The sequence below is a fragment of the Staphylococcus sp. M0911 genome (assembly GCF_003491325.1).
GTDB lineage: Bacteria > Bacillota > Bacilli > Staphylococcales > Staphylococcaceae > Staphylococcus > Staphylococcus warneri_A.
Map to the genome: position 1 here is coordinate 341,270 of NZ_CP022881.1, position 16,781 is coordinate 358,050.

A 16,781-nucleotide genomic window follows, 5' to 3' on the forward strand; every position below is an offset into this window, starting at 1 on the left:
AAATATAATGTTATACTTTGCAAAGATTAAAAATAGAAATTGGGGGTAACATTATGAAATGTCCAAATTGTGGTCATCAAGTCGAACAAGATGACGTTTTTTGTGGGGAATGTGGTACTAAATTAGAACGTCAATCAAAAGAAGTCACAGCTGCTGAAAAGGATATTCAAAAAGCAGATTCTAATTCACAGTCTCATCATTCAACACACGCATCTAGTCACCACGCAATCAACTCAAATAGCAATGCCTCATACGAGCAATCACAATCTATGAACCAAGGTGCGCCATCTAATTCAATGAATCAACAAAATGCATCTACCGAAAATAGTTCAAATTCAAACTTCAATCACAGTCAGCATCAACAAGCACAAAACAATACTAATCAACAGCAATTCCAAAACCAACAGTATCAGCAACAAAATCAACAATTCCAAAATCAACAATTCCAACAACAACCACATGGTTATCAAAAACAACCTAATCAATTTAGTGAACAAGCTAAAGAGGTTACAGCTGAAAGTAAAGGCTTTTTCAAAAGTGCTTTTGTAGATCCAGACAGAGAAATTAAAAGTATACATACATTTAGTTTCAAATTATTAGGATCACTATTAGCAATTGGATTAATTTTAATAGCAATTATTTTATTCTTAGCTATTCCTGAAGAAGTATCTTTATTTACTTCAGAAGCTAAAATTGTTTTTTCTATCATTTTTAGCTTAATTATTTTATTAGCTGCAATTGTAGGTGCAACGTTTGGTATTACTAGATTAGTTGTAGTCCAAGCAATACCATTTAAAAAAGTGCTTTCAGATTTTGTATTTATAAATAGTGTAACAGTGGCAACATTATTATTATCAATCATTTTATTAATCATGGAAGCATATACGTTTGGTACGGTTATTCTTATCTTATCATTCGTTATACTTGTCACTTCAGGTGTTTATTTAATTGCCAAATATAGTGGCATTAATCATACAAGATTTTCAAGCTTTTACGGTATGATTATTTATTTAATTGTTATTTTCATTTTAATGAGAATATTTGGTGAGGTAACATTCTCAAGTATCTTAGAAACATTCAATGAAACGAAAGATTCATTATTTAATAGCTTATTTGGTGGGGGTAGTACGTATTAATGAAATATTGTAGTAATTGTGGTAATCCTTTACGCCCAGATGTAAAGATATGTACGAATTGTGGTGCACCAGTTAATGGATCATCAAATGCAACACAATCAACTCAAAGTCAAGGAAACGCACAACGACAACAAAGTTATAATAATGCGAATATACATCAACAGTATCAACCATAACCCAAAAAAAGTAAGAAAAAGGTTATTTTTATTATTTTAATTATTGCGGTTGTATTGGCGATGTTAATTGCCATTTTTGCAATCCTGAAACATCAATTTTCACCTGAAAGTCAAGCAGATAATATCGCACATGCAGTGAAAAAAGATGATGCTAAAGGTTTAGCAAAACAAGTAACATCAGATAATCATAAATTGAGTGAAGAAGAAGCAAGAGCATATTTAAATTACATTAAAGCTGAAGACGACTTAACTAACGTTGCGAATCAAATTAAAAATAATACTAAAGAAATCAAGCAAGGTAAGTATAATAGTTTATCAGTCAATGCGAATGATAATAATGTGTTGAATATAGAGAAGAATGGTAAAAAATATTTATTCTTCGATAAGTACAACTTTAATATTCCGCAACATACGGTATCTATTTATCCTAATGATAGTGGTGATATCACTTATACATTTAATGGTGAGAAACATCATATTTCTGTTGAAAAAGAAGAAGAAAAAACGTTAGGTGCATTCCCAGTTGGTGATTATAATCTAAAAGCATCTAAGAAAATGGGTGGCAAAACGTTTAATGGTGCGCTTGATATTACTATGAGTGAAGATGAAGCTACTGCCAAGGAATCATTTAAACAAAAACGTTTCACTGTAACAACTGAAGGCGGTTCGATGTTAGATGATATTAAAATCTATGTGAACGATAAAAATTCAGGAGATGAATCAAAAACATATGGTCCTTATGATCCTGATGAAGAGGTAATTGTTTATGCCCAAGGTACATTAGATGGTCAATCATTTAAATCAAGTTCAGTGAATGTTTCAAGTGCAAGTAATGAAGATGATGGCGTATCGGAAGTCACATTGAAATTTGATGAAGACGCGATTGATGACGCATATGATAAGAAAATGGATGAAGACGATGATAGTGACAGTAGCGATTCAGGTGAAGTTACAAGAAGTAATGTTATCGATAAAGTAGAATCATATGAAGGTCATAAATTAGATACAGATACGTATACGTATAAAGAACCAGAAAAAACGGATGACGGTAAATGGGGATTCTCATTTGAAGATAAAGATGGAGACTTAGCTGGGTCATATACAGTAGACACAGATGATGGTTACGTAACAGAATATGATGAAGACGGCGAAAAAGTAGGTTCAGGCTACTAAGATAACCATACTTTATAGATCATTTTAAATTGATATACTCAAATTAAAAATAAGAAGGACCACTCATCAGAGTGGTCCTTTCTTAAATATATACCATTATTTTGTAACAGGAATGATCAGTTGAGAATCATATTGGCCACCTGTATGAATGTGATGAAGTCCTTTGTTAACGCGTTCTTCATGTTCATAGCGTGTTTTCATACCAGGTGTACTATTACCTTTAACAATTTCACTACCTTTGACAACAACGACTAGTGTTTCACCTTGTTTGAAACGTGTGCCAGATGGTAATAATTCGATTTCAACAGGAACAATGTCTCCTTTATTAAGTTTGAGCTCTTGTTCATGTTTATGCCAAGGTTGAGCGATAGTTGATTTGTCTTGGTCTAACTCACGATGAGATGCACGTAACCACCCTGTAGCTACTTGGCCTTGTTCAATATGGTTGAAGTCTGGGAAGTGCACTTCGTTACCACGACGATCTAGTTTTTTAATACCTGCGAATAAGTCCATATCGTCTGCATCATCTGTACTTACCCAAAGTTTTAAGTTCATATTTCCTACTAATTCTGTGTCATGATCGAATGTATAGCTAAAGCGTACATCATCTTGTTCATTTTCAGAATCGTATTGAGTTGAACTTTCTTCATTGACAGCATTTTGATTTAAAGTTAAGTCTTTAGCATTTAGATATAAAGGTGTGTAGTTCGTATTTGGTAGTGGGAATGCTGTTGCTGTTTTGAATTCACCTTTATAGAATTGATCTCTTACTTCATAAGTGACAGTTGGTGTTTCTTTCCAATCATTATCTTCTTCTTTAAGGTAATAATCGAAGAATGCTTTTTGGCGTTCAAGGTTTTCTCGAGCATAATAACTTTCCCATTCTTTACGACCATGGATATATAACCATTTGTCTTCTGAACTTGCTTGTTTAAAGCCTTCAAATGAACCACGATTGTGTAAACCTTGTGTTGACCAACTTGCACAAGCTAATAATGGTGTTTTAATTTGATGTAATGGTGCTTGACGTTGTTTCCAATAATCATCGAATAATGGATGGTCTTTTTGAGCTTGAATTAAATCTTCAATATTTGGATTATCAGTCCATCTCGCAAAAATACCTTGAATCCAGAAACGGAAGAAACCTGTATCAGGAATACCACCATGGAAGGCTACTTCACGATACATATCATTGAGTCCTTCCCAAGGAATCATTGCTTTTAAATGAGGGGGATTTAATGAAGCAACCCACCATTGTGTAACAGCTAGGTAAGAGACACCATTGGTACCTACATTACCATTACTCCATTCTTGTTGTGCAGCCCATTCGATGACTTCGTAGTAGTCTTCAGCTTCACGTTTTGACCAAGGTGATAGCACACCATTTGATTTAGAGCTACCTCTTAAAGCAAGTTTAACTACTACATAATCTTGAGGTACCCAGAAACCTGGATCTGGTGATTCTTCAGGTGTAAAACTAGAAGTTGGAATAGGACCTAAAGTAGGCCATTGCGCCCCCATATTAGTAATTTTAGGTTTATTATCTTTACCATAAGTGTCGGCTGACATGACAACGGGGAATTGTCCTTCTTTATTCGGACGGAAAATATTGACGTATAATTTTTCGCCATCTTTCATTTCTACAGCCACATCTTTTTCCATAATCATTTCTTGATTACCGAATTGTACACTATCTACAACGATATGATTAAGACCTTCTTTAACATCGTTAACATCTGTAACAGTTAATTGAGGATTACCTAATAAATTTCTTGTCATATGAATCACCCTTTTTGGTTAATTTTCTTTACACCTTTATCGTAAAGGGTTAAGTAGATAATTCCAATCATCAATGTAGATGATTTGTATGTTAACCAACAAACCCCTTATAATTGTTGGAAAGTAAGCTATTAAGGAAGTGACATAATGCCACAAGACCGACGTGTTAGAAAATCACAATCAGCAATTAGACATGCATTTATCGATTTGCTTCATAAATATGAATTAGAACAAATCACGGTTCAACAAATATCAGATTTGGCAGATGTGAATCGAAGTACTTTTTATACTCATTACATAGATAAATATGATTTATTAGAAAAATTGGAAGATGAACAGGTAGAAATTATTAGAACGTTTATTGAAGAGGGAGATGTATATAAGAATCAAACATTCTCTACTGAAAGTATCCGTACGATTATGGAATTTTTAATAGGTAATATAGAAAAGAATATGGAATTTTATCAATTAATGTTTACGATGGGGAAAGATTCAAATTTACATGAAAAGTTATATGAATTAATCACAGGTCATCTAAATCATTTTAAAAATGAAAATAATAAAATAGGAGATATCCCATTTTCTTATTTTATGAGTTATGTATCAGGTGCTGGATTATCATTTATACGACATTGGGTAGAGGATCCCAATCGCATTGCTAAAGATGATTTAATACAGTATTTTTACGATATTGTTAATAATGGGCCGGCTACGATAATTAGAAGAACAGAATAAAAATAAAAGGTTGGGACACAAACTTTATGTGTCTCAACCTTATTGTATTAATTATGATTGTGGAATAGCGTTGTAATCTTGACCGTGTAACATCCATCTTACACCGTATTTATCTGTAAATACGCCCATTTTACCGCCCCAGAATTGCTCTGATAATGGTAATTCAACGTCGATAGAAGCATGGTCTTTAATTTTATCATAGAAAGATTCTACTCTTTCTACATCAGCTTGATCATTAATATCAAAATCAATTAATAATGAAATGCCGTTATTGATAGGTTGGATTCGGCTAAATGAATCCGCACCTAAGATTTTCACACCAACAATTTCAAATTCAGAGTGCATTGTCGCTTCTTTGGCTTGCTCTTTAGTCATACCAAAATGTTCAGCTTGGTCTTCGCCAACTTCTAACCGTTTAATATTTGTTGCACCAAAAACTTCTTCGTAATATTTAAGCGCTTCTTTCGTATTTGGAAAAGCTAAATATGGTGATAATTGAGTCATATGATACCTCTTGTTATTTTTTATTTTATTGCTAATCACATCATACAATGTTTTAGGTGAAAAGAATAGAATTATGTATGATTGGTTTATAAATAATGGAAGTTAGTCACAGTTTTTAATTATCTTATTTATATCGATATAGTAGTGAACTAGAAATGACTTTTTATGTATCATTTATTGTATAATATTCATAAATTATATTATGACATAAAAAGAAGGTGTTTCTTTTGATTGAAGCGGGCGAAATTTTAAAGAAAATGAAGAACCAAAAGGTCAATTATGACAAAGTTTTAAGAAAAATGATTCAACAATGGGAAGAAAACGGGGAACGACCTAAAATATTATTACATAGTTGTTGTGCACCTTGTAGTACCTATACCTTAGAATTTTTGACACAATATGCGGATATCGCGATATATTTTGCTAATCCCAATATTCATCCTAAGAGTGAATATTTAAGACGTGCTAAAGTTCAAGAAATGTTTGTAAATGACTTTAATGAAAAGACGGGGGCAAATGTAAAATATATTGAAGCAGTTTATCAACCACATGAATTTATGAAAATGGCTAAATCAAAAGGACTTACTGAAGAAAAAGAAGGTGGTCTACGATGTACAACTTGTTTTGAAATGAGACTTGAGATGGTTGCTGAAGCAGCGATTAAGTATGGTTATGATTACTTTGGTAGTGCAATCACATTGTCACCTAAGAAGAATGCGCAATTAATTAATCAACTTGGTATGGATGTTCAACAAATTTATAATATTAATTATTTACCCAGTGATTTTAAGAAAAATAAGGGCTATGAACGATCTATTGAAATGTGTAAAGATTATCATATTTTTAGACAGTGTTACTGTGGGTGTGTGTTTGCTGCAATGAAACAAGGTATTGATTTTAAAGCAATTAATAAAGAAGCCAATGAATTTTTACAACGATTTTAAAAAAGACCCAGAGCAAAGGTGGTATATCCTTGACTCTGGGTCTTAATATTAATTAAATCATTCTATGAATGAAACGGACGATAGCCATAATAGCTATGACGAGCATTGCTGCAAAAGAAAAGAGTTTAAATCGTTTATTTTCTTTTTTAATTTCTTTGTCTTCATTTTGCATCATTTCTTGTAATTCACGTTCTATTTCTAAATCAAGATCTGTTTTTCGATAACCATTAAGGCCTTTTCTTTCATCTTCGTCATTTGAAGAATGTGATTTTTTATTCTCGGTTGTGTCTTGTTGTGTGGACTGATTCATTTCTTTATCTTTGATATCTTCTCGCATTGTATAATGCCTCCTATAATCATGACACATACTTTTAATGATTCATTTGATGTAAAGTCATTGATTCATCGTTAACTGCTTTTTAATTATTTTACATCTAATCCGATAATATCGCTAATATGATGATAACCATTTTGGTTTAAATATTGTACAATGTCTTTATTTATTTTCTTAGTTAATCCTGGACCTTCAATAACTAATGAAGAATATATTTGTAATAAAGAGGCACCATTGCGTAACATTTGGATAGCATCTTCAGCATTAAAGATACCGCCTGTACCAATAATTAAGAGTTCTCCTTTAGTTTCTTGATATGCTAATTTAACAAGTTTTAAATTACGTTCAAATAAAGGACGTCCGCTTAAACCACCCTCTTCAACACGGTTAGCTGATTTTAAACCATCACGTTTACGTGTCGTATTTGCAAGAATGACACCATCGAAATGTGTTTGAATGGTTGGTAATAGAGATTTCAAACCTTCTTCGTCCATATCAGACGTTAATTTTAAGAAAATAGGTACATTGATTTCATTGTTTGCTTTAAACGTTTCTAACGCATTGCATAACATTGAAAATTCATCTTTATCGTGAAAATTTTGTAAGTTTTCAGTATTAGGTGAGCTAATATTGACAGTAAAGAAATTAACATCATTTTTGAATGTATCAATAACTTTAATATAGTCTTGATAACGTTCGTCGTAAGAGGTCATTTTGTTGACCCCAACGTTTAGACCAATAGGTGTATGGTAAGCATAACGGCGTAGATGACTAAGTGCTTTGTTCATACCCATATTATTAAAGCCCATACGATTAATTAAGGCATCATCCTCTAATAAACGATACATACGAGGTTGTGGATTACCTGGTTGTGGCTTTGGTGTGATACCACCAAGTTCTAATGCACCGAAACCAAGATTTTCTAAAGCTTTAGGTACTTCGCAAGATTTGTCATAACCAGCTGCAAGACCGATTGGATTTTCAAATGTAATACCGTGGATATCTTGAGATAACATAGGATTTTGATAATCGAATAATTTTTTCATAATCGGTAATACATAGGATTGTTTTTGTGCAATTTTTAAGGCGTCGATAGTTAATCCGTGTGCTTTTTCAGGTTCAATTTTAAATAAAAGGGGTTTAATTAATTTATACATGTTAACGCTCCTAGTTCATTATATTTGAGGCTTACTATCCTCAACTTAATATATGTGAAACTTTTCCTTTTAATAGACTAGCATTTTCATTTACAATTTCCTAGTTAAATTATAAAAATTAAAAAAATAGACGAACTTTTATAATGTGGTCATACACATTGAGGGTGGCTTTAACGATTAAGCGATTGGAAATGAGGTAATATAATTAGTATTCAGTAGTATAGGGAAGGTGACATCATGGCTATAGATTGGAAAGAGCATTTACCATTAGATTATATTAAAGAGATTACACCAGTCAGTGGTGGAGATGTGAATGAAGCATTTAAAGTAATAACACAACAAGATGATACGTTCTTCTTATTAGTACAACGTAACCGAGATGAATCATTTTATGCTGCAGAAATTGCAGGTCTGAATGAATTCGAAAATGCAGGTATTACTGCACCCAAAGTCATAGCAAGTGGAGAGATAAATGGGGATGCGTATTTAATTTTAAGTTATCTTGAGGAAGGGTCATCCGGCAGTCAAAAAGATTTGGGACAATTAGTTGCTAAAATGCATAGTCAACAACAAGAAGATGGCCAATTTGGATTCCGGTTACCACATGAAGGGGGCGATATTTCATTTGATAATTCATGGACGGACAACTGGAAAGACATTTTTATTTATCGCCGTATGGATCACATTCGAGATGAATTATTACGTAAACAACTATGGAATGAGGAAGATAATAAAGTATATGAACAGGTGAGAGCGGTTATGCTGGATGCATTAAACCAACACCAAAGTAAGCCATCGTTATTACATGGTGACTTATGGGGTGGTAATTATATGTTTTTATCAGATGGTCGTCCAGCTTTATTTGATCCAGCACCATTGTACGGTGATCGTGAATTTGATTTAGGTATTACAACCGTATTTGGTGGTTTTACTCAAGAGTTTTATGATGAATATGAAAAGCATTATCCGTTAGCTAAGGGTGCGTATGAACGATTAGAATTCTATAGATTATATTTATTGATGATACATTTATTAAAATTCGGTGGAATGTATGCAAGCAGTGTTAATCGCTCAATGGAAACAATATTAGAGTAAAGAAAAGCACGCGTTGAATTATTTTTCAACGCGTGCTTTTTTAATCAGCTTATTTATGCCACATGTTTAATAATACTTCGGCAAAGCCTTCAGGTTTTTGTACATAACCTAAGTGACCGCCAGGAATATCAACGATTGGTAAACCAATTTGTTCATTGATATAGAAGTTAACATCTTGTGGGAATGATTCTCTAGAGTCAGTACCATTTAGTAATGTGATTTGATCTTCATGTTTTTTAAAGTCATCTAAAGTAATATCTGAGTGTGTATATTGGCGAATTTCGTATTCAGACCAGAACATAACACGTTGATATTGTTCTTTTTGAGCTTCTTCTGTTTCTGCAGGTTGAGACATCATTTTAGCATCGATAGGTGCAATATTAAGTGTTTCAGCAAATGTTTTCATACCTTTTTCTAATCCTTCTGTAAGGATTTGGTTTACAATTTCATCATTTTTATCTTTCCAGTATTTACTATCTGGTAAGAATGTATTGATTGGTGGTTCGTGGAAAGCAATTTGTTTAACTACTTCTGGATGTTCTTTAAGTACATGCATAGCAACGATTGAACCAGAACTTGAGCCTAAAACATAGACGGGTTCATCGCTAAGTGATTGTGCTAATTCTGCAATATCTTTTGCGTCGCGTTTTACACGATAATTGTCGTCTGGATTTGCTGCTGATTCTGGTAGTGGTTCTGTTAACTCACTTTCACCATAGTCACGACGATCTACTGCAACTACAGTGAAGTGATCTTTTAATTGTTGTGCTAATGGCATAAAGATGTCGCCAGTTCCATTGGCACCTGGGATGAATATTAATACCGGACCTTGTCCAATTTGATGGTAGCGTAATTTAGCACCTTTTAATTCTATTGTATTCATATGAAATACCTCCATTGAGTTAAAGCATGATTTATCAATCATATTATTCTAAGCCAAGTAATTTAGCGCCATTTCTATAACTTACTTTCTCTTTTTCTTCATCAGTTAAACCAAGTTCATCTAAAAATACGCCTAAACGTTCTGGTTCGATATAAGGGTAGTCTGCCGCATATAAAATTCGGTCAATCCCCATTTCCTTTTTAACTAAATCAAATTGTGGTTTAGTCAACATACCACTTGGCGTCATATAGAAATTATTTTTAAAGTAATAACTAACAGGGTGTTTTAAATGATCAGCAAATAAAGTTTCATCCATACGTTCTAAGAAGAATGGAATGAATTCACCCCAGTGTCCGATGATCATATTTAGATTAGGGTAACGATCAAAGATACCTGATAGAACTAGATGGATCGCATGAATACCAACATCGATGTGCCAACCATAACCGAAACAAGCGAATGTAGCAGCAGTGATTTCTGGATAATTTCCTTTATAGTAAGCTTGGTATACATCGCTATTTACGGGTGCGGGATGTAAATAAATAGGTACATTTAATTCTTCAGCAGTTGCAAAAATACCGTCAAATTGATCTTGATCTAAGAAACCATCTTTTGTACGACCCATAATGAGTGCACCTTTAAAGCCTAACTCATTGATACAACGTTTGAATTCTTCCATAGCTGCTTCAGGTTCATTAATCGGTAATGTCGCAAATCCTACAAAACGGTCTGGATATTGTTTGATATACTCAGCTAATTGATCATTAGCTTTTTTACATAAATCGATGGCTTTTTGACCTTCAAGATTAGAAGGTGCACCATTACCATATGATAATACTTGCATTTGTACATTTTGTTCATCCATGAATTTAATACGTTTATCATGATGAGAAATCTCATCAGCGTCAGTAAAACCTGATTTTTTCTCTAGTCCTTCTAACATGACTTTCATGGGTACACCATTTGGGTCAGCAGAAGCTTGACTCATTGTTTCTTTTTGAATGTCGTCTATCACATAATGTTCTTCAAAAGTAATACTTTTCATTTTAAATCCTCCATAATCGTGCGTTTCTATTTATATAGTGGGAATACTACTGATTAATGATTTGAAATTACCAAGGCATTTTGCCGTCGCCATTAATAAATGTACCAGTTGGTCCGTTTGCATCAATTGTGGCTAATTCTACAATAGGTTTAATGCCTTCAGTTGCTGGTTTAGCATTATTGCTAAAGTCACCAACTAAGTCTGTATTTGTAGAACCTGGATCTGCAGCATTAATTTGCATTTGAGGTAAACCTTTAGCGTATTGAACTGTTAGCATAGTGACAGCTGATTTAGATGAACAATAAGCTAATGAATTAACATGGAATTCTTCTGCCTCAGGATTGGTTACCATACCAAATGAACCTAAACCACTTGTTACATTAACAACGACAGGTTGTTCTGATTGTTCTAGTAAAGGAATGAATGTGTTCATCATTCTAACAATACCGTATACGTTGGTTTGATAGACTTTATCTATATCATCAACAGTAATATCTGCAGGTTTGGCAAATTGTCCTGAGATACCAGCATTGTTAACAAGTACATCTAAGCGACCCTCTTGATCTTTAATAAAGTCGAAAGCATGTTGTACAGAGGTCTCATCAGTAACATCTAATTGAACACTTTGTGCACCAATTTCTTTTGCTGCAACTTGACCACGTGATTCATTTCTAGAACCAATGTAGACTTTATGACCTTCATTGATCAATGCTTTAGCTGTTTCGAAACCTAAGCCTTTATTACCACCTGTAATTAATGTAATTTTAGTCATGATATTACTCCTCTTTATCAAAATATAGTTTGATTATATAATCTCTGATTTTTTCATTTGATAGTCCGCGTTCGTCTTTTTGTAATTCGAAAGATTTAGTAGATAATGATTTCAATAACATATCTACTTTGAAAGTTGTCCATGTTGTACTTTTATTATTGCCAAGAATTTCACTATAAAACTTAAATAACTGTAAATAAATATCACTATGGTAAAAGTCATTTTTATCTGTTGTATCTTCAATACAATGAAGTAAATCATTGTTGATTGTTTTGAAATTTAAAAAGATATCAAGCGACTTTGCCATGACTGCTTTAGAATCGTGATGTTTTTCTTTCACTTCGTACATTTGGTTGATAATGTCAGTAAAGTCATGTTCGATAATCGTCGTACACAATGCGCTCTTATCCTTAAAATGACGATACAAAGTTCCCATTCCAATATTTAACTCTTTTGCGATGCGATTCATACTCACTTGTTGAACACCAAGTTGGTTAAAGAGTTCAATCGCTTTATTCTCTATGCGCTGCCGGTTCTCGAGGGCGTCTCGTCGCAAATACATCACCTTCTTAATATAAGTTTGTTGACAAACGGATAAATATCCGTTTATTATAAAGCCTATCATATAAAAAGACAAATAAAGTGATATAGATGTTTAAATAAGAAGGATGAGTGATATAAGTGTCATTAAATAAAGAGCAAAGACAAATCACAGCTAAAGAATTACAAGAGCATTTTGACGAAACAACGTTAAGTTTAAAAAATATAGCAGACGAATTGAATATTTCAATCAATGATGTGTCACATGTATTACAAATGAAAGCGCCAAATAAATTATTTGGAAATCATTTGCAACAATTTATACATTTAGTTTGGGACGTTCGAGACCTAATGAATGAAAATATCTGGCATACGGGTAAATCACCAAAAGAATATACATATTTAAAAGGCGAAAAGGAAGATTATTGGTTTTTACAACAGTAATGAAGGAGAGAATATTAATGAGAAGTATTTTAGTAATTGGTTCTACAGGTAAACAAGGTAATGCCGTAGTTAAGCAACTGTTATCAGACGGATGGCATGTACGTGCGCTAACACGTAATAAGAATAATGAAAAGTTAACGTCAATTGACAGTGACAAACTTGAAATTGTAGAAGGTGACTTAAGCGATCAACAAAGTTTAGAACAAGCAATGCAAGGACAATATGGAGTATACAGTGTTCAACCTATAGTTAAAGATGATATTGCTGAAGAATTAAGACAAGGTAAAATGATTATTCAACTTGCCGAAAAACAAAACATTGAATTCGTGGTTTATAGTACAGCTGGTGGTGTGAATAGAGATAGAAAGGGACCACACTTTGAAGCCTTAGCAGATATTGAAAATACACTAAAAGCGTCATCATTGAATTTTGCAATTATCAAACCTTCATTCTTTATGGATAACTTCCTTAGAATAGCTAAAAAAGAAAATCAACAAATTGTAATACCAGAATTTATTAGTCCAGATGTTAAATTTGCGATGATTTCTTCAATTGATATTGCTAGAATTGCTGCAAATTTATTTAAAGACCCTGCTCAATATAATCATCAAGCGATTGAGATTGCTTCAGATGAGTTAACACTTAATGAAGTTGTTAAAACATTTGCAACTGTCACAGGTATGCCAACTGAAATTAAAGGTGAATTTGTTAGTGGTACAGCAGAAAGAAGTTGGCTAGAAGAAAAAGGTTATGTTGTCGATTTTGATTTAATGAATCAAATTAATCCAGATAAACTATCATTAGCCCAATGGATAGAAGAAGTAGAATTTTAGTAATTGATTATGTTAATAAGGAGAAATGGTTATGATTCAGTCGATGTGGTTCAATTTACATGTTAAAGATTTAAAAAGAAGTGAGCAGTTTTACCAATCTTTAGGATTTGAAATTAAACATAACCCTGACATGCTTGATAAAATGGTAGGCATTAAAATTGGATCGACCATTGTCATCTTAATTGAAAATAAACATTTTGAAGCGGTCACTCAGGATAAAGTTCATGCTAATGTTAATGAAACGATTATTTCTCTAGGTGTAAAGACGAATGCAGAAGTTGATCAACTTGTTAAGCAAGTTGAAGCGTCAGGCGGTCGTATTTTAGAACAACCGACAGTTAAACAAGGCTATTATGGTGCTATGTTTACTGATCCAGATGGACATAAATTTAATTTTTTAGTTTGTTAAATACAATAAGGCACTCAGTTCCCAAGTTTGGATGCTGAGTGCCTTTTAATTTGGATTTAAGATCAACTTAAATATTTCCATATTCTTTTCTCAAATCATAAACTTTTTCTGGTGTAACATCTTGGCCAAGTGGATCAACAACTTTCATAGTAGAAAATGTATGAAGTACTTGTCCTCGTATCATTTTTAAATAGTCTTGTCTGAGTGCTTGTTGTTCTTGTTTTTCTTTTACACTCAATGTTTGTACTTTTTCTTTATTCGCTAATTCGTTAATTCTGTCTAAAATTTGCATCATCGCAACCTCCAATTTATATTTCCAACAAATATTTGCTAAGCAACACTTGTTGTATAAACATAATATACTCTCATATACATGATATAGCAATAGACATGCTCAATTCATATGTTGTCTATGCAACATATTGATCAGTTTGTTGTATAAATTAAAAAATATGACCCCATGCATCATTATTTTATTAATGTACATAGGGTCATCATTTGTTTTAGATAAAAAGTATTATGTAAAATGGTGGAATCTTTATAGGTGCGCGATGTGATGAATTAAGAATGGAAGATTTTTGTCTATAAAGTTTTCAGCTGTATCATGACTTGTAGAAAGCCAATGATTACACAGACCACTCATACCTGCCGCAAGAAAACTAGCACTACTTACCAAGATGTCTCTATCAATATCTGAATAACTATTTTCTAGCATGATAGAAAAGATATCTTCTAATTCGTTATTAATTCTCTTGTGCGCTTGTTCACAAAATACATCTTGGTTCATTTCACAAGATGCTTGTACTTGTTCCATATATTGAGTCATTGTGATGAATATATTTTTTAAGACGATTTCATTGATAATATTTGAAATGTTGAGTGTGTCATTTAAATCTTTAAGAATAGTGACATCTAAAGAATAATCGAGTATGTCGTATTTATCTGTGAAATGTGCATAGAACGTAGCTCTATTAACAGTTGCTTCATCAGTAATATTCTTGACTGTTAATTGGCTTAACTTCTTTTCTTTTGATACTTTTTGAAATGCGTCAACAAGTAATTGTTTTGTTCGTGTGACACGGGGATCGATTTTGTCAGTCAATATGTTTGCACCTACCTAACAAGTGTTGTTTATCTTAATTCAAATTATCTTGCTAAATGTCTTATATGTCAAAAATAGTGTCTATGAACTAATTTAATAGTGATTGTAAATTTAAATTATGGGTAAATATAGTTTTATAGAAAGTGAATTTACTTTCAAACAAAGTTTGTAATTTTTTTAGGGGAGAAACTGTTAAAGAAACAGAACGGGGAGACGGATATGGCAGATAAACTGCAACGTGAATTAAGCAATCGACACATACAATTGATTGCTATTGGTGGTGCGATTGGTACAGGATTGTTTTTAGGCGCAGGTGAATCAATTCACCTGGCAGGACCATCGATATTGTTGACTTATATTATAGTAGGTTTTGTATTATTTATGTTTATGAGAGCAATGGGGGAAATGTTGTTATCTAACCTTGGCTTCAAATCATTTGCTGATATTGCACATAAACATATAGGACCATTAGCAGGCTTTGTAGTTGGTTGGACTTATTGGTTAACATGGATTATTTCAGGAATGGCAGAAATTACAGCAGTTGCTAAATACATAGAATATTGGTATCCAGCAATGCCTAATTGGTTAACAGCTTTATTTACATTGTTAGTACTAATGACGCTCAATTTATTTAGTGCAAAGTTATTTGGAGAATTAGAATTTTGGTTTGCGATTATAAAGGTATTAACAATATTAGCTTTAATTATTGTGGGTATTATTATGATTGTCTTTGCAATGAAGACACCTTATGGTACTGCTAGCGTATCTCAAATATGGAGCCATGGTGGTATATTCCCGCATGGTGCCTCAGGATTTTTCATGTCCTTCCAAATGGCCATTTTTTCATTTATAGGAATTGAACTAATTGGTATTACAGCAGGAGAAACTAAAAATCCTCATAAAACGATACCTCAAGCGATTAATAATGTTCCATATCGAATTTTGATATTTTACATTGGATCACTTGCAGTCATCATGGCAGCAGTGCCTTGGAATCAATTAAATCCTTCAGATAGTCCTTATGTGAAATTGTTTGGTTTAATCGGTATTCCATTTGCAGCAGGTTTAATCAACTTTGTAGTGTTAACTGCTGCGGCATCCGCTTGTAATAGCGGTGTGTTTGCCAATAGTAGAACGATGTTTGGTTTATCTCAACGTAAACAAGCACCGCCTATTCTTGGTAAAACAAATCGCAATGGCGTACCATATTATGCGATATTAGTGACATGTGCACTATTAAGTATTTCTGTGATACTAAATGCTATCTTTAAAGATGCAACGCAAGTGTTTGTATATATTACGACAGTATCAACAGTTTTAAATATAGTGATTTGGTCTATCATTATGATTGCTTATTTAGGATATTTAAAACATAATCCCGAACTTCATAAAGCAAGTCAATATAAAATGCCAGGTGGTAAATGGATGGCATATGCTATTGTACTATTCTTTATATTTATCTTTGTGGTATTACTGATTAATCCAAGTACGAGACTTGCAGTAATCATTGCACCATTCTGGATGGGAATTTTAGGATTAATGTATTTAAGATATAAAAAAGAATCTAGAAAAGCAGAGATTCCAGATGAATAGATCCATTTGCATCGCCAACAAGCAAGCTTTGTTGGCGGTGCTTTTTAAATAGCAGTCGTGTTAAAAGAAAATTTGTAAAATTAATGACTTTACAAATATATTTATCTGAAAATTCTAATAATGTGAT

Annotated in this window: 18 protein-coding genes and 1 pseudogene; 9 read left to right on the forward strand and 10 right to left on the reverse strand. The window is 32.9% G+C overall.

Annotated elements, in window-relative coordinates:
• Positions 1-53 precede the first annotated feature (53 nt).
• Positions 54-1,136 carry a zinc ribbon domain-containing protein gene (locus ssp1_RS01525; RefSeq protein WP_075778503.1) on the forward strand — a complete coding sequence of 361 codons (1,083 nt, stop codon included), beginning with the start codon at positions 54-56 and terminating at the stop codon, positions 1,134-1,136.
• Positions 1,136-2,485, forward strand: a pseudogene (locus ssp1_RS01530) (zinc ribbon domain-containing protein). The gene ssp1_RS01525 and the pseudogene ssp1_RS01530 overlap by 1 nt, the downstream one beginning before the upstream one ends.
• Before the next feature lie 96 nt (positions 2,486-2,581).
• On the opposite strand, the gene ssp1_RS01535 reads toward ssp1_RS01530, so the two are convergent.
• Positions 2,582-4,264 carry a CocE/NonD family hydrolase gene (locus ssp1_RS01535; protein WP_002450172.1) on the reverse strand — a complete coding sequence of 561 codons (1,683 nt, stop codon included), beginning with the start codon at positions 4,262-4,264 and terminating at the stop codon, positions 2,582-2,584.
• A gap of 147 nt (positions 4,265-4,411) precedes the next feature.
• Here ssp1_RS01535 and ssp1_RS01540 point away from each other — a divergent pair, with 147 nt between their 5' ends.
• Positions 4,412-4,999, forward strand: a complete 588-nt coding sequence (locus ssp1_RS01540) for a TetR/AcrR family transcriptional regulator (RefSeq protein WP_075778501.1) — start codon at positions 4,412-4,414, stop codon at positions 4,997-4,999.
• Between the two features lie 51 nt (positions 5,000-5,050).
• Here ssp1_RS01540 and ssp1_RS01545 read toward each other — a convergent pair whose 3' ends face one another.
• Complete coding sequence (locus tag ssp1_RS01545; RefSeq protein ID WP_075778500.1) at positions 5,051-5,503, reverse strand: VOC family protein; 453 nt, start codon at positions 5,501-5,503, stop codon at positions 5,051-5,053.
• 257 nt (positions 5,504-5,760) lie between these two features.
• Between ssp1_RS01545 and ssp1_RS01550 the strand changes: the two genes are divergently transcribed.
• Positions 5,761-6,447: an epoxyqueuosine reductase QueH gene (locus ssp1_RS01550; RefSeq protein ID WP_398577576.1), complete on the forward strand. Its 687-nt coding sequence runs from the start codon at positions 5,761-5,763 to the stop codon at positions 6,445-6,447.
• Between the two features lie 52 nt (positions 6,448-6,499).
• On the opposite strand, the gene ssp1_RS01555 is transcribed toward ssp1_RS01550, so the two are convergent.
• Together ssp1_RS01555 and ssp1_RS01560 are read right to left on the reverse strand one after the other, a co-directional pair.
• Positions 6,500-6,784: a hypothetical protein gene (locus tag ssp1_RS01555; protein WP_049424023.1), complete on the reverse strand. Its 285-nt coding sequence runs from the start codon at positions 6,782-6,784 to the stop codon at positions 6,500-6,502.
• 86 nt (positions 6,785-6,870) lie between these two features.
• Positions 6,871-7,938, reverse strand: coding sequence for a quinone-dependent dihydroorotate dehydrogenase (locus ssp1_RS01560; RefSeq protein WP_075778498.1), 1,068 nt, complete (start codon positions 7,936-7,938; stop codon positions 6,871-6,873).
• Positions 7,939-8,175: 237 nt separating this feature from the next.
• Here ssp1_RS01560 and ssp1_RS01565 point away from each other — a divergent pair, with 237 nt between their 5' ends.
• Positions 8,176-9,033, forward strand: a complete 858-nt coding sequence (locus ssp1_RS01565; protein WP_118828087.1) for a fructosamine kinase family protein — start codon at positions 8,176-8,178, stop codon at positions 9,031-9,033.
• Positions 9,034-9,082: 49 nt separating this feature from the next.
• Here ssp1_RS01565 and ssp1_RS01570 read toward each other — a convergent pair whose 3' ends face one another.
• The 4 genes from ssp1_RS01570 to ssp1_RS01585 all read right to left on the reverse strand — a co-directional run bounded on the left by ssp1_RS01570 (position 9,083) and on the right by ssp1_RS01585 (position 12,289).
• Positions 9,083-9,916, reverse strand: coding sequence for an alpha/beta hydrolase (locus ssp1_RS01570; RefSeq protein ID WP_075778497.1), 834 nt, complete (start codon positions 9,914-9,916; stop codon positions 9,083-9,085).
• A 43-nt stretch (positions 9,917-9,959) separates the two neighbouring features.
• Positions 9,960-10,961 carry an amidohydrolase family protein gene (locus ssp1_RS01575; RefSeq protein WP_075778496.1) on the reverse strand — a complete coding sequence of 334 codons (1,002 nt, stop codon included), beginning with the start codon at positions 10,959-10,961 and terminating at the stop codon, positions 9,960-9,962.
• 67 nt (positions 10,962-11,028) lie between these two features.
• Positions 11,029-11,733 carry an SDR family NAD(P)-dependent oxidoreductase gene (locus ssp1_RS01580; RefSeq protein WP_107546733.1) on the reverse strand — a complete coding sequence of 235 codons (705 nt, stop codon included), beginning with the start codon at positions 11,731-11,733 and terminating at the stop codon, positions 11,029-11,031.
• Between the two features lie 4 nt (positions 11,734-11,737).
• Entirely contained in the window at positions 11,738-12,289 is a 552-nt protein-coding gene (locus ssp1_RS01585) for a TetR/AcrR family transcriptional regulator (RefSeq protein ID WP_075778494.1), read from the reverse strand.
• A 125-nt stretch (positions 12,290-12,414) separates the two neighbouring features.
• On the opposite strand from ssp1_RS01585, the gene ssp1_RS01590 reads away from it, so the two are divergent.
• From ssp1_RS01590 to ssp1_RS01600, 3 genes are read left to right on the forward strand one after another with little or no spacing between them, the layout of a single operon-like run.
• Positions 12,415-12,717: a DUF2316 family protein gene (locus ssp1_RS01590; protein ID WP_023374158.1), complete on the forward strand. Its 303-nt coding sequence runs from the start codon at positions 12,415-12,417 to the stop codon at positions 12,715-12,717.
• A 17-nt stretch (positions 12,718-12,734) separates the two neighbouring features.
• Entirely contained in the window at positions 12,735-13,550 is an 816-nt protein-coding gene (locus ssp1_RS01595) for an NmrA/HSCARG family protein (RefSeq protein ID WP_075778493.1), read from the forward strand.
• 31 nt (positions 13,551-13,581) lie between these two features.
• Positions 13,582-13,959 (forward strand): VOC family protein, encoded by a 378-nt coding sequence (locus ssp1_RS01600; protein WP_002450159.1) that lies wholly within the window; start codon positions 13,582-13,584, stop codon positions 13,957-13,959.
• Positions 13,960-14,026: 67 nt separating this feature from the next.
• Here ssp1_RS01600 and ssp1_RS01605 read toward each other — a convergent pair whose 3' ends face one another.
• Positions 14,027-14,251: a DUF896 domain-containing protein gene (locus ssp1_RS01605; RefSeq protein ID WP_107535798.1), complete on the reverse strand. Its 225-nt coding sequence runs from the start codon at positions 14,249-14,251 to the stop codon at positions 14,027-14,029.
• A gap of 246 nt (positions 14,252-14,497) precedes the next feature.
• Complete coding sequence (locus ssp1_RS01610; RefSeq protein WP_002467060.1) at positions 14,498-15,061, reverse strand: TetR/AcrR family transcriptional regulator; 564 nt, start codon at positions 15,059-15,061, stop codon at positions 14,498-14,500.
• 219 nt (positions 15,062-15,280) lie between these two features.
• On the opposite strand from ssp1_RS01610, the gene ssp1_RS01615 reads away from it, so the two are divergent.
• Positions 15,281-16,654, forward strand: coding sequence for an amino acid permease (locus tag ssp1_RS01615; RefSeq protein ID WP_002450156.1), 1,374 nt, complete (start codon positions 15,281-15,283; stop codon positions 16,652-16,654).
• The last annotated feature ends 127 nt before the right edge of the window (positions 16,655-16,781 follow it).

Excerpts from the sequence above, each read along its gene's own strand:
- ssp1_RS01525 (WP_075778503.1), top strand. The coding sequence starts at position 54 with ATGAAATGTCCAAATTGTGGTCATCAAGTCGAACAAGATGACGTTTTT.
- ssp1_RS01605 (WP_107535798.1), bottom strand. The coding sequence starts at position 14,251 with ATGCAAATTTTAGACAGAATTAACGAATTAGCGAATAAAGAAAAAGTA.
- ssp1_RS01595 (WP_075778493.1), top strand. The coding sequence starts at position 12,735 with ATGAGAAGTATTTTAGTAATTGGTTCTACAGGTAAACAAGGTAATGCC.
- ssp1_RS01565 (WP_118828087.1), top strand. The coding sequence starts at position 8,176 with ATGGCTATAGATTGGAAAGAGCATTTACCATTAGATTATATTAAAGAG.
- ssp1_RS01550 (WP_398577576.1), top strand. The coding sequence starts at position 5,761 with ATGAAGAACCAAAAGGTCAATTATGACAAAGTTTTAAGAAAAATGATT.
- ssp1_RS01575 (WP_075778496.1), bottom strand. The coding sequence starts at position 10,961 with ATGAAAAGTATTACTTTTGAAGAACATTATGTGATAGACGACATTCAA.
- ssp1_RS01600 (WP_002450159.1), top strand. The coding sequence starts at position 13,582 with ATGATTCAGTCGATGTGGTTCAATTTACATGTTAAAGATTTAAAAAGA.
- ssp1_RS01570 (WP_075778497.1), bottom strand. The coding sequence starts at position 9,916 with ATGAATACAATAGAATTAAAAGGTGCTAAATTACGCTACCATCAAATT.
- ssp1_RS01545 (WP_075778500.1), bottom strand. The coding sequence starts at position 5,503 with ATGACTCAATTATCACCATATTTAGCTTTTCCAAATACGAAAGAAGCG.
- ssp1_RS01535 (WP_002450172.1), bottom strand. The coding sequence starts at position 4,264 with ATGACAAGAAATTTATTAGGTAATCCTCAATTAACTGTTACAGATGTT.
- ssp1_RS01540 (WP_075778501.1), top strand. The coding sequence starts at position 4,412 with ATGCCACAAGACCGACGTGTTAGAAAATCACAATCAGCAATTAGACAT.
- ssp1_RS01555 (WP_049424023.1), bottom strand. The coding sequence starts at position 6,784 with ATGCGAGAAGATATCAAAGATAAAGAAATGAATCAGTCCACACAACAA.
- ssp1_RS01560 (WP_075778498.1), bottom strand. The coding sequence starts at position 7,938 with ATGTATAAATTAATTAAACCCCTTTTATTTAAAATTGAACCTGAAAAA.
- ssp1_RS01580 (WP_107546733.1), bottom strand. The coding sequence starts at position 11,733 with ATGACTAAAATTACATTAATTACAGGTGGTAATAAAGGCTTAGGTTTC.
- ssp1_RS01615 (WP_002450156.1), top strand. The coding sequence starts at position 15,281 with ATGGCAGATAAACTGCAACGTGAATTAAGCAATCGACACATACAATTG.